The 15,248-nt window shown below is 39.0% G+C and carries 9 protein-coding genes; 1 reads left to right on the top strand and 8 read right to left on the bottom strand.

Going from position 1 to position 15,248, the window contains the following annotated elements; translation table 11 throughout:
- Positions 1 to 6 precede the first annotated feature (6 nt).
- Positions 7 to 687: an EboA domain-containing protein gene (locus tag P0Y49_19255; GenBank protein WEK18914.1), complete on the bottom strand. Its 681-nt coding sequence runs from the start codon at positions 685 to 687 to the stop codon at positions 7 to 9.
- A 6-nt stretch (positions 688 to 693) separates the two neighbouring features.
- Positions 694 to 1,065: a transmembrane 220 family protein gene (locus P0Y49_19250; GenBank protein ID WEK18913.1), complete on the bottom strand. Its 372-nt coding sequence runs from the start codon at positions 1,063 to 1,065 to the stop codon at positions 694 to 696.
- A gap of 126 nt (positions 1,066 to 1,191) precedes the next feature.
- Here P0Y49_19250 and P0Y49_19245 point away from each other — a divergent pair, with 126 nt between their 5' ends.
- Entirely contained in the window at positions 1,192 to 4,575 is a 3,384-nt protein-coding gene (locus P0Y49_19245) for a DEAD/DEAH box helicase (protein WEK18912.1), read from the top strand.
- 34 nt (positions 4,576 to 4,609) lie between these two features.
- Here P0Y49_19245 and P0Y49_19240 read toward each other — a convergent pair whose 3' ends face one another.
- The 6 genes from P0Y49_19240 to P0Y49_19215 form a co-directional block, all read right to left on the bottom strand.
- Positions 4,610 to 5,254: a hypothetical protein gene (locus P0Y49_19240; protein WEK18911.1), complete on the bottom strand. Its 645-nt coding sequence runs from the start codon at positions 5,252 to 5,254 to the stop codon at positions 4,610 to 4,612.
- Positions 5,255 to 5,374: 120 nt separating this feature from the next.
- Positions 5,375 to 7,135: a hypothetical protein gene (locus P0Y49_19235; GenBank protein WEK18910.1), complete on the bottom strand. Its 1,761-nt coding sequence runs from the start codon at positions 7,133 to 7,135 to the stop codon at positions 5,375 to 5,377.
- Between the two features lie 5 nt (positions 7,136 to 7,140).
- Complete coding sequence (locus tag P0Y49_19230) at positions 7,141 to 9,957, bottom strand: insulinase family protein (protein ID WEK18909.1); 2,817 nt, start codon at positions 9,955 to 9,957, stop codon at positions 7,141 to 7,143.
- Between the two features lie 11 nt (positions 9,958 to 9,968).
- Complete coding sequence (locus P0Y49_19225; protein WEK18908.1) at positions 9,969 to 10,439, bottom strand: hypothetical protein; 471 nt, start codon at positions 10,437 to 10,439, stop codon at positions 9,969 to 9,971.
- 11 nt (positions 10,440 to 10,450) lie between these two features.
- Positions 10,451 to 11,899, bottom strand: a complete 1,449-nt coding sequence (locus P0Y49_19220) for a RagB/SusD family nutrient uptake outer membrane protein (GenBank protein WEK18907.1) — start codon at positions 11,897 to 11,899, stop codon at positions 10,451 to 10,453.
- Positions 11,900 to 11,913: 14 nt separating this feature from the next.
- Positions 11,914 to 15,105, bottom strand: coding sequence for a SusC/RagA family TonB-linked outer membrane protein (locus tag P0Y49_19215; GenBank protein WEK18906.1), 3,192 nt, complete (start codon positions 15,103 to 15,105; stop codon positions 11,914 to 11,916).
- Positions 15,106 to 15,248 lie beyond the last annotated feature (143 nt).

Genomic DNA, 15,248 nt, shown 5'->3' with positions numbered 1-15,248 from the left:
CATTTGTTATGTCAATTGATAAATCTCCGGTGCTACGGTTCTATGCGCAGCCAGACGTTCCTGTACATAATCCAATAAGGTTTCAGACAATGCCGGGTTTACCCTTTCGTAAAGTCCGTAGATCTTGCTCACTTCTTTCTCCATAAAAAAGGCTTTTAACACCAGTTGGTTCCATGATGGTATGGATAGGAATTTAGCCGGATAAGGATTATGGTACATAATGGCTTCTAGTACGGTTCCAATGTTACTCCTTACTCCTTCTTCGCATTTTGCGATCCACTCTTCAGGATAACCATAAAAAGGCAAAGCAGTATATAAAGCAACTTGCTCATTCATTTCTGCAACAGCAAATAATCCATTAATCTTTTTTAAGTAAGTTTCTTTATCACCAGCAGGGAGCTGCATTAAAAGCCAAACGCGACAGAGCCGGTCTATTGTCCAATGATCAATCTCGAGGTCCGGCACCAATAATGTAATCTCTGCTGCTTCATTATTTTTTAGCTCCACAATATTCCTACCCGTAATTCGCGGAAGCTGAGAGAAGCTAAGGTTTAATTGCACGGATCTTTCTTCAGTCTTTACTAAATTGACCTTTTTTTCAAGCCAGGACCAGGCATCGCTGTTTAGGTTTCGCTTAATGATTTGATGGAAAAGTTCCGCTAGACTTCTTATCTCTGTTGCAGGCATATTCTTTTAGTTAATGGCTACAAAATAGTTAATCGCCAGTGCTCCACTAATAATTAGTAAGCCGAAAAACTCTCTCGTTTTTTCTATGTAAGGCTTTGTGGCCTGCATACTTTCTACCAGACTCGGACTTTTATACCGCAGTATCCAGTCGCGCACGCCGTCCTTCGTAAAAAATAAAAGTACAGCATAAATCATATAGAAAGATATGGCTGCCAGATATACAGTAGGATAAAAATGATTAAATATGGCAAATCCACAACAAATGGATGCAACCATATAGATCGGTACCCAAAGCCAGGAATCGTTATCGTTTAAGTTTACATAAGCGAATAAAATGAAGGCAATGCAAAAAATGGAGTTTAAAATACTCAGTAGCATGACAATGAAGTTTATATTTGTGTGGTTCTGTTTACTATATACAAATAAACAGATTATTAAACCGATTTGGCAAGATCGTGACGTATTTTAGATTAGATTTTTTATTGATTATATTAAGCGTAGCAGGTGGAGAAAGAAATCAATACCCCAACACATGATTATACTTTGGCGAATTTTAACATTTCGGCATTAACCATATCAGAAATTTTAAAACACAATAAAGTTGGTGCGGATACAGGAGTGAAGGGGTTTTATGAGCTTTCTCCTACAGAGATTACTGTAAATTTTGCTGTTTTTAGGGATACAATGGTCTCTATGGACAGTCAGGTGGTAACCGTTACACAAACCAAGGATCGTGTAATGTTGTCTTGTACCTGCATGTCAGGAATTAAAGGGCTATGTGAACACCAGGCAAAAGTATTGTATAACATCATGAACAGGCAGCCTTTACGCTTATTTTTTGATGAAACCCTACGGTATAAAAAACTAAAAGAATTTGCGATTGATTATGGATTGGAAAATGAAAAACATTTGGATGACCACTTCCAGATGGACTATATAAAAGGGGGGCTGGAGATAAGCCCTAAGATGAAAGGACTTTTCCCGATTAATAAAAAAACAAAGCAAGAACTTGGTGAGGCGCTATTGCCTGCTAAAGAATGGCCTATATCTGCATCAGGGGGCTTGATTAAAAAGGATACTAAAACGATAGTCGTTTTTAGTCAGCATCGTTTTTACAGTCACCTAACCGTTTCCCTGTACGAAGGCTTAGTGAGCAAGGATGGTAAAGTAAAAAATCCTTTGAAAGCTGTTGATCCATCAGACTTGATCTGGCGATCAGAAAATAGCAGTGAGCTAAAATTCCTGAATGGAATATTAAAATTTCAGAACAATTATAATGCAGAAGCTTCGGAATCTGATCTGGAAGGATTAAAGGCATTGACTAAAAATCCGCTTGGGTTGGATATTTACATGCACGACAGTAAAGTCTCAGCCAATATATCCGCTAGCTCCATCACTCGGGTAAAGCTTAAAATACTGGGGATCGATCTGATATTGTCTGTTAATGAAAAAGGCGATTTTTATGAGGTATCGGGCAGATTGATGCTGGATGGACAATCACTGGCAATTGAAGATCTGGTGATTAAGCATCATTATTTTATTCGATTAGATAATAACCTCTATCTGATTGATAATCCTGATTTTTTACGGGTAATCGACTTCTTTAAAAAGCATTACGATAGGATGCTGATCCATAAGTCGAAATTTGATGAATTTTATGAGACCATTCTTTCAAAACTGGAAGAAAAGGTTAAAATCAACTATTCATATTTAAAACCGGCTACAAAAACACAGATCGAAGAAAAGGGATATGACCTGGAAAATGAGCAACTGATCTATTTATCCGAGTCGGAAGATTTTGTACTCATCACTCCTGTAATGCGTTACAGCAACACGGAAATACCGGTACTTTCCAGAAAGCAGATCATTGCGAAGGATAAATACGGCAGTACGTTTACGCTGCGTAGAGATGAAGAGGAGGAGTTGCAATTTGTATCCAACATTGCGAAACAACATCCTTTTTTTGAAGAGCAATTGGATGGAGAAATGAAGATGGATTGCTTTTATATGCATCGCAAACATTTTCTGGATATTGGATGGTTTTTAGACGCTTTTGAAGCATGGCGCAGTAAGGGGATTACCATTATGGGTTTCAACAAGTTGAACAATAATAACCTGAGTCCATATAAAGCTGATATATCCATTAAAGTGATTAGTGGTATTGATTGGTTTGAAACGGTTGTAAAAGTTGAATATAATGGCGAGGCGATCTCTTTAAAGCATTTGCATAAATCTATCCGCAACAAAAGTAACTTTATCAAGTTAGACGATGGCACGATGGGGATTTTGCCGGATGAGTGGGTAGAGAAATTTACCGGTTACTTTAGTGCGGGAGAGGTGGTTGACGATAGTATACATACGCATAAGATCAATTATAATATGATCGCAGAGCTGTACGAAGAACAGCTTTTTGATGAAGCCGTAAAAGACCAGCTGGTCATGTACCGTGGAAAATTATCCGGACCGGATGGCATTACTCCGGTAAAAATACCGGATACTTTAAATGCAGAGTTGCGGGGATACCAGCAAGATGGGGTAAACTGGCTTAACTTCCTTGATGATTTTAATTTTGGGGCCTGCCTTGCTGATGATATGGGACTTGGTAAAACCATACAAATCATTGCTTTTATTCTTACCCAAAGGGATAAATCGGCACATAATACCAATCTGGTTGTAGTGCCGGCTTCTTTAATTTTTAACTGGCAGGCGGAGGTTGCCAAATTTGCACCTTCTATTAGGGTACACACCATTTATGGTGCCGACAGGTTGAGAAATATTTATGAATTTGATCAATATGAGCTTATTCTTACTTCGTATGGGACTTTATTGGCTGATGTTAGCTTTCTAAAAACATACCGCTTTAATTATGTATTTTTGGACGAGTCGCAAACAATTAAAAATCCTGATTCGCAGCGCTACAAAGCCGTACGACTTTTGCAGTCCCGTAATAAGGTGGTGTTAACGGGTACTCCGATAGAGAATAATACTTTCGATTTATATGGACAGTTGTCATTTGCCTGTCCCGGTTTACTGGGGAGTAAGCAACAGTTTAAAGAATTATATTCGGTACCTATTGATCAGTTTAAGGAGTCGAAGCGCGCAAAGGAATTACAACAAAGGATTAGTCCTTTTATTTTGCGCAGAACCAAAGAACAGGTAGCTAAGGAACTACCGGATAAAACGGAAATGGTGATTTATTGCGAAATGGGTATTGAGCAGCGAGAAGTCTATGAAGCTGCGGTGCAGGATATCAAAGATTATATAGAAGGAGTTGCAGAAGATGAGTTGAAAAAAAGCAGTATGCATATTTTGCAGGGCATTACCAGACTGCGACAAATCTGTAATTCGGCAGCACTGTTAAAGGATGATAAGTTTTATGGCAATGCTTCTTCCAAAATGGAGACGTTACTGGAGCAGATAGAAAGTAAATCACCCAATCATAAGATCCTGGTTTTTTCGCAGTTTGTAGGTATGCTTGATCTGATCAGGAAAGAGCTTCATGACCGGGGTATTGCACATGAGTACTTGACTGGACAAACCAGGAATAGAGCAGCGGTAGTGGCTTCATTCCAGGACAATCCCGAGGTACGTGTATTCCTGATCAGCTTAAAAGCAGGTGGGGTGGGTTTGAATCTAACCAAGGCCGACTATGTTTATATTGTGGATCCATGGTGGAATCCTGCTGTAGAAAACCAGGCGATCGACCGTACTTACCGTATTGGACAAGAAAAGAATGTGGTGGCTGTAAGGTTAATTTGTCCGGATACGATTGAAGACAAAATCATGAAGTTGCAGCATACCAAGAAAGACCTGGTAGATGACCTGATCAAAACGGAAACCTCAATTTATAAGACCCTTTCTAAAAAGGATTTGTTGGGGTTGTTTTAATCAAGTCATCAAGAGTTTTGATCGAAATGCTTTATTAATTTGAATAAGGGAAGTTTCTGGAAACTTTTCTCATCATCCTGTCTACTAAGTCATCACTGGAAGTAAATATACTGTCATTCATGCTTTTGAAAAAACGCCACAATAATTCTCCGCTTTTGCCATCACTAACCATCATGGTTAAGGCACCTGAACCTGTTTTGCTTCCTAAGCCGCCAAATAGTACTGTCGTTACAATTGCACCTGCCTCTGATTTAGTTTGTTCTGTTTCAAATTTTCCATAAATCACAGCATCTACTCCCAAGACTTTGGCAATTTCTTCTTTAGTAAATACATCCAGACTGTCAATCATTTTTGATTTCTTTAGCAAGGTATTGGTTCTGTCTATATCCTGAAATTCAACCGTATAATTTTTTGCTTTCCGCAATAAAAAAGTATACATACTGGATTGGATGGATGTAGCCATGTCTTTTTCTTTTGCTTTATGCGCCTCATAGTTAAAATCCTTAGGCTGTTTTTTAAAGCCCATTTTGGTGTCAAACGGTAAAATTGCTACTACTTTGTGTGTTTTGATCGTTTCTTTAAGTTTAGGGCTTTCGAATACCTGTTTGGCATTTTCATATTGGGCCTGGGTCGCTAGACTAAAGCCAATGGCTATTACTAGCAGGAGCATTTTTTTCATTAGATTCAAGTTTGTTTAATTTAGGTTACAATTATAAAAAAATAAATGTTCTTTTTATAAAAATCCCCTCATGAGACAATTGATCATGAGGGGATTAAGAAATTTTAATTAATGGTGTTGTTATTTGGCGTATTTGTAAACAACCGTTTTATTGTTGCTGGCAATACTTGCCACAAGGTAAACGGTACCATCGGGCGCAATCTGCATATCAAACTCGTTTACTTTTTCGCTAATTACCTTTCTTTCTGTATTCCAGTTGTTGGTTTCAGCATTAAATGTTTTAAAAATAACAGATGAGGCATTGGCATAAGCAAAATAAAGCTTATTGTCATTATCAACTGCAAGCGCAAATTTGCCGCTCTCTCCTCCACTGGATACTGCATTACCAAGCTCCTGCCAGGTCGATGTAGCTTTATTAAACCTCATAACATGATTTAATCTTCCTGAAGATGGCGCAATCTGGTAAGCCAGATAAGCCTGTCCGGTTTTGTCTACGGCTATACTTACTGGTTGGAAACCAACTATTGCATCAGGAGCCGTAAATGACGTAGGGCCAACAGCAGTCCAGATGTTATTGTCGTATTTGTAAAGGGAAGGTTTATTTACACCGGTGCTTCTGTCCATGATACCTACATACATTTTGTTGTCAAGACCTCTGATAATTTGGTCGTAAAATACTGTGATTCCTCCTGGAGGAGTAACATCATTCCATGATGAATTTGAAAAGTTCATCACATACAATCCCCTTGCCGGAACTCCCGTAGCATCTGTTCCATTTTTTGCCATACTTACCATAGGGACATCATTTGCAGTTAGTGCAAATGAAAGATAATCTACTTTGATTGGTGTAAATCGGCTTGAGCCAACTACAGACCAGGCGGAGCCGTTGTATTTTAATACTGTCGCTTTTTGATCGCCATTTAAATAATCTTTATAGGCTACATAAGGTGTTCCCTCCCTGTCGAAAGCAATACCTGGGACATCAGCTCTAAATTCTGAAATTCCTTTAGATGAACCCAGATTTTGCCATGATGTTCCGGTATAACCCATCACAGCTACTTTTTTGTCGTCGGTTGCGATAGATACCCCTGTTTCATCTTTGCCGGTACGTTGATAAATAAAATATGGGAGATAGTTAATAGGATTGATCGCCAGCTTTATTCCTGAAGCTGTTGGCACCGTTAGGTTATCACCAAATAATATCCATTGTGCGCCCACAAAAGAAATATTAATCGTATAATTTAATGGAGTACTTAAGCTGGCCTCATTAAGAGAGCAGATTAGCGGATTGGTAAAGTCGTTAGGTGTTTTTCTGCTTTCTTGTATTACTGTTCCTACTTTAAGCGTTACACCGCTTGTGGTCTCAAAACGTGCAACAAGGTTCGTCAGATTCACCGTTTCAGAAACAGCAAGCTGAATATTCATGCCTTTAACGATTCCTTTATAGTCTTCTTTTAAGCCGGGATTATCTGCTATATAGAAGCCAAATGATTGTATCGCGATTTTCTTTTCTATACGTACCGTATAGCTGCGCGTACTCTTATCTTCAGCCTTAACCCTGTAAGATAACGGGGACGTAAAGTCTTGAGCTGTAGTACCTGATTCCTGTACTACACTACCAACTTGTACAATTGTTCTCGGATTATCAACTGTAAAGGTTGCCTTTAAATTGGTGACATCTATCTCTACAGGTAAGGTTACTACAATTTCACTTTCAGAAATAACCCCTGAATATTCCTTTTGTGCACCCTGTGCGTCTTTAACGATGAATTTGAAGGAATCGATTCCTTTGGAATAAATTACCGGATCTTTTTTACATCCGATACCGGTTCCCGCTATAATAAGCAGGAGCAAGGTTGTGATATTTTTAATCATCTTCATAACAATTAGTTTAGTGTCTTAAAATTTTCCGGCATCAATACTGCTTTTATACCTGGCGTATCTATCAGATACTTTTTGGCATAATCAGCAACCATAGCAGGAGTGATTTTATTGATCATGTTTTCGAAATCATTGAAATAGCTGTAGTCCTTAAAACCAAAATAAAATTGGTTTCTTAAGGCCGAACTCCAGAATAGGTTCTTATCCGCCTGCTTCTTGTATCCGTCAATTTGTTGTACTTTGATGTTCTGTAAGTCGCTCATAAAATAAGCTGGATCATTAGCAACTTTTTTAACTTCAATCTGTGCCTGTTTGATTAGAAAGTCAGCTGATTCAGGGGCACAGCTGAACGAAATCCTTGCGCGGATTAAAGGAGAGGGGATGCTGGTTGAAGAAACGGATACACCTACACCGTATACACCTGAATTTTCTTCACGAAGATTTAAGCGGAGCTTTACCTTCAAAACCTCTTGTAGCATGGTCTGTACCAGGATTTCCGGATAATCATAGTTCACCTTGTTGCTCTGGTAGAAAAGATTTACAGTACTTTTTGGAGCGGCACCAGCATACATCAATATGTCTTTCGATATTTGGCCTCCAACCGGACCTTTATATTCAAACTTATTGTTGTAATCACCGCCCGGTAAACCACCAATGTATTGTTCTATAAGCGGTTTAATGCTGTCCAGGTTAAAACCTCCGATAACAACAAACTGAAAGTCTTTTGCAGAACCAAAACGGCTTTTAAAAATAGGTAGAATGTCTTTTAAATGTGCCTCCTTGTTCAAGCGTTCTGCTGATACTTCTGAGGCATAATCATCATCGCCTTTTAGCAGCTCACTAATAGCTTTTGTATAAGCATAACTTGGCGACAGTTTATTGTTTTCCATTTGCTCTAAGGCCTGACGTTTAGCCTGTTCAAAAGTTAATGAGTCAGCATTTGGAAACATCCATTTCAGATACATCAGCTGAAACATTGTTTTGGCATCTTTCCAGTCAGCACTACTAACCACACCTTCTCTTGAGCTGGAAAGAACCAGTGTAGCAGAAGCAGAATTTCCTGTAAGGAACTGAGTTAAAGCACGGCGACTAAAGTCACCTGAACCACTTAAACCTGTTACCGGTTTAACAAATTGTGCAGTTATATATTTTGAAGAATCAAGTGAATAAATGCCACCTTTTCTAAAACCAGATAAAGAAACATAATTTTTTCTATCTGTAGTGGGCTTCAGGTAAACGATGGCGCCATTGGTTAAGGTCCATTTGGTAACGCCAATAGCCGAAATCACTTCTTCTTTAATGACCGTTCCCGCTACAGGTTCCTGTGCCAGCAATTTAGCTGGAACGGTAATCTGGTCCATCCATGGAGCAATCTGTGTAGTCGCAGCTTTAGCAAACATAGCTTTTAAAGCCATTTGATCAGGTAAATTAGCCTTGTCTTTTTCAGGGGCGGTAAGCAATACAACGGTATTTCCCGGTTTGGTTACTGATTTTAAAAAATTCAACAAAGTAAGCGAGTCAATCTGTGGAGCATATTTTAAGGAAAGCCTGTTACGCTCTGTTTTTGCAAGCATGGTGCTGCCATTATAAAATTCATCATGAATTTCATTTACATAAGCTTCGGCCTGAGTCTTATCTTCGGCAATCACAGAGCGCTTAATTGCTGCAATATATTCGTCTCTGTATTTCTTTACCTCATCGCTGGTAAAACCATAACGCGAAATCCTCTGTGCTTCCAATAAATACTGAGAAATTCCCTCCTTAATTTTATCATGATAAAAGGAGGCACCTCCAGAAACAATGCCATTCTTTAACACAATGTTGCTTACAGAGCAACTGCCCTCTTTAAAATCATTTTGCAATTGTGAGATTCTACTGAATCTGTTTTTGGCTAGCCCATTAAAAAATCCTCTGATCAGTTGCTTTTTATAATCCTGCTCGGTTTTAATTGGGCCAAATGATTTGATCTTGTTGAAAACGCTTAGTTCAATGGAGTTAGCTTCTTTGTCTGTAACGATAGAAAACAAAGTATCCCTATGTTCAGGCAGCTCATAATAAAGCCTTGGGGCTTTACTTTTAGCCTTATACTGATTAAACTCATTTTTAATATAAGCCTCTACCTTTTTTGGATCTATATCAGTTACAATCGCAATCGACATCAAATCAGGGCGATACCATTTCTCGTAAAAATCAACAATAGTCTGGCGCTTAAAGCTCTTAAGGATATCCACTTTACCGATTGGTAGTCGCTCTGCATACCGGGATTTATTGAATAATACCGGTAAGTATTGCTCTCTTAAACGGTTTGCTGCACCTTGTTTGCTACGCCATTCTTCAATCACCACCCCACGTTCCTTGTCTATTTCACTACTATCGAAAGTTACCCCAAAAGCCCAATCTCCCATAATGTCAATGGATTTTTCCAGATTCTTTTCGTCTTCGGTATTGATACTGATTTTATAAACGGTTTCATCAAAGCTGGTATGCGCGTTTAAGTCGGCACCAAACTTTACACCTTTGGATTCCAGAAACTCAATCACATCATTTTTAGAATAATGTTTAGTCCCATTAAAGGCCATATGTTCAATAAAGTGGGCCAAGCCTTGCTGGTTGGGGTCTTCTTGTAAAGAGCCTGCATTTAAAAACAACCTTAATACAGAGTTGCCCGGAGTTTTATTGCTTTTATAGATGTAATAAGTGAAACCGTTTTTCAATTTTCCTTTTACCAGGTTAGGGTCCTGTGGTAATAGCTGGGCATAAGTTTTGGTATTTAAAAATACAAACAAAGCCAATAACGCTATTAAATATATTTTCTTCTTCATCTAAATCTTCCTTATTTTTTGGTAATCACTAATTGTTGTTGTAGCTGGTCAGGTCCTGGAAGACCCATTGTGAAGTTTTTACTATTGCTAACCAAGCGGATAGTGATAGTGTTGTTTTTGGCAGGATCCAGTACAGACTCCTTCCAGGCAATCCTAACCGGACGTTCAAAAATGCCCGGAGGAAAATTAAGTGTGCTGCCTGTAGTAATCAGTTTAAAATCACGACCATCCTGCAAACCATCGCCAACTTTAACTTCGTACTGTACATCAATAGGTTCAAATTGTAATTGTGCACTTAGATAAACCTTATAATCAACAGTATCTTTACGGTTAGATAATACCTCAATACTTGCTTTATTGTCCACCATAATGTGGAAGAAGGGATTATTGTATGGCTTAAATTCCTCTTTTGTACAAGAAGCCAAAAGGAATAATACCAATAAGATAACAGATGCTAATAAATATGTTATTATGTTTTTCATTATTGTAATAATTAGTTGTAGCCTGGATTTTGTATCATGCCTTTGTTTGCTTCTACTTCTTTAACAGGAATGGGCAATGCAAATTTGTTATTTGGATAGGTTAGGCTACAGGTTGTAGCATTACAATCCCCTCCCCGTTGTAAATTTTCTTTACGCCTTACAATGTCAAAGAACCGATGGTTTTCAAAGCAAAGTTCACGGTTTCTTTCATCTGCAATTATCTTGTACAGAAGAGCGGGGTCGGAGGAAGAGATGTTAATTGTTGTGTTAGGATGAGCTCTTTGCGAAATGATACGAATATCTTCAGCTGCCTGTGGATATTGACCCAAGTTCCACCTGGCTTCCGCACGGTTCAGGTATATCTCAGATAACCGAATTACCTGAATCGTTTGCGGGTTCATTGTATTAACTGCTCCGTCAGCATATTTTCTGGTTATTGTTTTATCTTTGTTTTCACCCGTTAGAACAGTATTGAACATGGAGACCCTAATGTCACCATTAAGAAGATTTAGGATTTTTGCAGATGCGGTATATTGAGCTGATAAAGCATCAGAAAGTACAACAAAGACTCCTGAACTTGAATAGGTTAATACGATATTTGAAAGTTGAAAAATGCCTTCAATCTTCCGACCATTAGCAGTTTTTCCGGGTGCTAGAAACGTACTCAGATAGTTATCAGCAGTAGCCAGCACATAATTATTGTCATTAATTACTTTATCAGAGTTCGCAATACATTGCGCCCAGTCGCCTTTATACAAATATACTCTCGAAAGTAGGGCCAGTGCAGCTTGATAGCTAATAGAAAACTGGCTCGTATGGTTGTTCGTTTTCTCAAGGAGAGGTAGGGCTTGGTTCAGGTCGGCAATAATTTGGTCGTAGGTCTCTTTCATTGTTTTTCTTGAAACTTGTTCCCCCGGGCCTGGTGTTTTTAATAGAACTGGCACACCGAGGTGCGACGCATCTGTAGTGTAATTATAAGGCTGAGCATAAACCCTGCTTAAATCAAAGTGACATAATGCCCGCATTACAAGCGCCTGACCCTTTATTGAGTCTAACCTAACTGTTTGATCCGGGAATTTAGCGGCCAGGTTTGGTAGGGAAGCTAATACATTGTTAACATTGTTTGTTGCTGCAAGAATGGAAAGCCAGATATTTCCGACCGCCAAAGCATCATCGCTTTGTAAGCTTTGGAAATTAAACTGCGGTAATAGCGCTGATGCCTTGGTGCTCTTGATCAAATTGTCGGATGCTACGTCTCCATACAAACCAAATTCGTTCTTATAATAAGATAAGATTTGATTGTATGCTCCGTTAAGCCCTGCTTTAGCCCCATTTACATCTTCGAACAAGAGATTCTTACTTATTCTTCCAATAGGTTCTTTCTCTAAAAATTTCTTACAGGAAACTAAACTGATGCCTAGAGTTGCCAGTAATATTATGGTGTAGGTAATCTTTTTCATTTCAGTATTTTACTTTATAGACCAACATTTAAACCGATGGAAATTACCACTGGCTGTGGATAGGGGTTAAAGGAATTTTTAAAATTATTTCTGTTAGAATAAGTTTTGTATGGTGTCCAGAAACCTACATTATCTGCTTGTAGATATACACTGGCATTTTGCAGCTTGATCCGGCTTACCAACTCTTTTGGGAAATCATAGTTAACGCTAACATTTTGTAAACGAATGTTAGTCTTATCATGAAGGAACCTCGTTGAGTTACGTGCATTATTTGCATTCTCGTTCAAAACAGTTTTAGGGATGAGACTTAGGTCCCCCGGTTCTCTCCATCTATCCAGTAGATTAGTGGATTGGTTGTCGGTCGCCAGATTTCGCCCATCAGATTCAACATCACGTTGTAAATCGCTGAAGTCATAACCGCCAATATTATAGATGATCAACGCGGATAAAGAAAATGATTTATATTGTATAGTATTGGTCATACCACCAAATAAATCAGGGGTAGTTGAACCTAATAATACACGATTATCCAGGTTAAATTCCTTTGTGATGTTTTGGTTTGCATCATACCACATTGGATTTCCATCACGAGGGTCAACACCTGCCCAGCGGACAAGATACCAACTGTTTAAATCCGCTCCAACACGCTTCATCATATTGCCGGAGACCTTATCATTGCCATTGTATAGGGCGAGAATCTTATTCTGGTTATGAGCCATATTAAGGCTGGTTCTCCATTGAAAATCTTTACTGTCGATGTTCTTTGTATTTAGGGTAAGTTCTACACCGGTATTTCTTACCTTTCCGATGTTTTGCAAGACTCTGGTAAAACCGGTTGCACGCGTTACGTCTACATTGTCAAGTATATCCTTTGTAGTTTTACGATACAGCTCAAGTTCCAGAGAAACACGTTTGAATAAGCCCAGGCTAATCCCGCCATTCACAATATAAGTGGTTTCCCAGGTCAGCGCCGGATTTTCTCCACTCGTCATAATGGCCCCCGGTTGTTCATTATAACTATTGTTAGTGCCAAAGCTGTATACTCCTTTTGATTTTAAGGTACCAATACGGGAATTTCCATTTGTACCATAGCTCAGTTTAAGTTTTGCAAAATCAATTGATCTAAAGTCCCAGAAATTTTCATTACTGATGGTCCAGGAGGCGCCAATTGACTTAAAGGTTGCCCATTTTACATCCGAACCGAAATCGGAATCCCCGTCTCCTCTGAAGTTACCGATCAATGCATATTTATCGGCTATGGTATAACGGAATTGGCCTAAATAGGAAAGAGATGCCTTTTCCTCGGCCGAACTTGTTCCTGTGGTTACTGAGGCATAGCTGACTTCTCTGATTTTATCGTTTGCAAAACCTGAACCTGAAGAAGAAAGAGAGCGTCGGTTTTGGTTGCGGGCCTCTGTGCTTACCAGGACAGAGAAGTCATGCACACCAATTTTTTTAGAGAAATTTAAGCGTTGCTGCGAGTCCCACTCAAAAAAATTACTTTGAGCTCTTGTCGCATAACCTAGTCCCCTGTTGCTGAAAGCCAGCATTGAACTATATATGTTTTCATTAACACCCGAATAATTGATCCCGTTTGTAGTGGTAAATGTAAGCTCAGGAAGGATCTTAACTGTACCTCCAATACTACCAAACATCGCCATGGTCTTCTGGTTTTCGTCGTTAAGTTCTGCATCGGCTAATTTATTGTAATAGGCTATGACTAGAGATCCATCAGGATTGTAAGGACTATCAATTGGTCTGTTCTTATAATAGTTGCTTCCCGGATTGAATAAATTGTTTAGGTTGTAAGAAGCTCCCATTCTAACGAATAAATCGATAGACTTATTGATTTTCTGATCCAGGTTTACTCTGGTTGAAAATCTTTGAGTCAGGTTATTGATCATGATTGATTTTTCTCTGAAATAAGCCCCGGAAATATAATAACGGCTTTTTTCATTTCCGCCTGATAGTGAAAGGTCATGCTGGCTGGTCATACCATTACGAAAAAAGACATCGTACCAGTCGGTACTGGTTGGACTTAGAGTTGGGGTCTTGGATTGATCCAGATTAGGGTTGTTCCGGTAAGATTCCAGATATAGTTCCCGGTATTGATCTCCATTAAGTACATGAAAGCGGCTATCCTGGATGAGGTTTATACCCGTCCTATAGCTGTAATTTACTCGGTCTGCACCCGCTTTTCCTCGTTTAGTAGTAATGAGTATAACACCATTTGATCCATTGGCACCATAAATTGTGGTTGCAGTAGCATCCTTTAAAACAGTTACGGATTCAATGTCATTAGGATTGAGATAAGTTAAGGGGCTTACGCTGGTATTTACGCCAAGAATCATATTGGTTTCATTCCCCGTATTTACAGGAATTCCATCTATTACCCATAGAGGCTCATTAGATGCGCCAATAGAAGCCTCACCTCTAACCCTTACTTGATACCTGGGTCTGGCACTGCTTGCTGTCCCACCCTGGACATCATATTGTAAACCGGGTACTATACCTTCCAATATTTTATCTATTCGGTCTAGTGGTTTCCGATCCAGATCTTTCCTGGTAACCTGGGAGGCACTCCCAACTTGATTCTCTTTTGTTTCCGAAGTTCCATAACCGTTAACAATAACCTCTTTAAGATCACTAGCCGTTTCTACCATGACTACATCAATAGCACTATTCCCATTGATGCTTATCTCTTTAGTGCCGTACCCTATCATAGAGAAAATCAATGTGCCATTTACAGGTGCCACAATAGAATAAGTTCCTTCTCCATTGGTAGCTACAGATTTTTTTGTTTCTTTTAAAGTCACGATTACGCCTGGGAGGGGGATGTCTGACTGTCCCGGACCTTCCTTTGATCTTACTGTTCCTCTGATGACAATATCTTCAGCGGCTTTTATGTTGCTTTTCGTCTCGGAAATGATGACTGTCTTATCAATAATTTTATAATCAAGTGCTTTTCCGGCAGTCATTTGCTTTAATGCATCTCTCAGCTCTACATTTTTAAGCTCGAGGCTAACATTTCCAGATTTTTTTAGCGCTTCAGCATCATAAAGGAAAAAGTAGCCTGTTTGCTGCTTTATATCTAAGCACACGCTCTCTATACCTGTATTGCGTACTGATAGGTTTACTTTTTGGGCATACCCTGAAGCTTGTACAGCCAGGCAGCCAGTTATCAATAAGAAAATAGTTAACCTCATAGCTAATAGTAGTTTTCTATTAAATGATCTACATTTTCCCGCACACTTGCCGAGAAGGATTTGTTTCATATTTTTGTATGTGTTGGTTTTGAAAAATTGGTTGAATTCGATAACGATCAAATAAGTACAGCCACACAGTTTGT

Source organism: Candidatus Pedobacter colombiensis, assembly GCA_029202485.1.
In the GTDB taxonomy this organism is placed as follows: domain Bacteria; phylum Bacteroidota; class Bacteroidia; order Sphingobacteriales; family Sphingobacteriaceae; genus Pedobacter; species Pedobacter colombiensis.
The sequence above is the reverse complement of the archived record's forward strand: the minus strand, read 5'-3'. Positions and strand labels throughout refer to the sequence as shown.

What these genes read in the sequence shown, in the direction of transcription:
- P0Y49_19255 (WEK18914.1), bottom strand. Translation starts at nt 687, where the DNA reads ATGCCTGCAACAGAGATAAGAAGTCTAGCGGAACTTTTCCATCAAATC.
- P0Y49_19250 (WEK18913.1), bottom strand. Translation starts at nt 1,065, where the DNA reads ATGCTACTGAGTATTTTAAACTCCATTTTTTGCATTGCCTTCATTTTA.
- P0Y49_19240 (WEK18911.1), bottom strand. Translation starts at nt 5,254, where the DNA reads ATGAAAAAAATGCTCCTGCTAGTAATAGCCATTGGCTTTAGTCTAGCG.
- P0Y49_19235 (WEK18910.1), bottom strand. Translation starts at nt 7,135, where the DNA reads ATGAAGATGATTAAAAATATCACAACCTTGCTCCTGCTTATTATAGCG.
- P0Y49_19230 (WEK18909.1), bottom strand. Translation starts at nt 9,957, where the DNA reads ATGAAGAAGAAAATATATTTAATAGCGTTATTGGCTTTGTTTGTATTT.
- P0Y49_19225 (WEK18908.1), bottom strand. Translation starts at nt 10,439, where the DNA reads ATGAAAAACATAATAACATATTTATTAGCATCTGTTATCTTATTGGTA.
- P0Y49_19220 (WEK18907.1), bottom strand. Translation starts at nt 11,899, where the DNA reads ATGAAAAAGATTACCTACACCATAATATTACTGGCAACTCTAGGCATC.
- P0Y49_19215 (WEK18906.1), bottom strand. Translation starts at nt 15,105, where the DNA reads ATGAGGTTAACTATTTTCTTATTGATAACTGGCTGCCTGGCTGTACAA.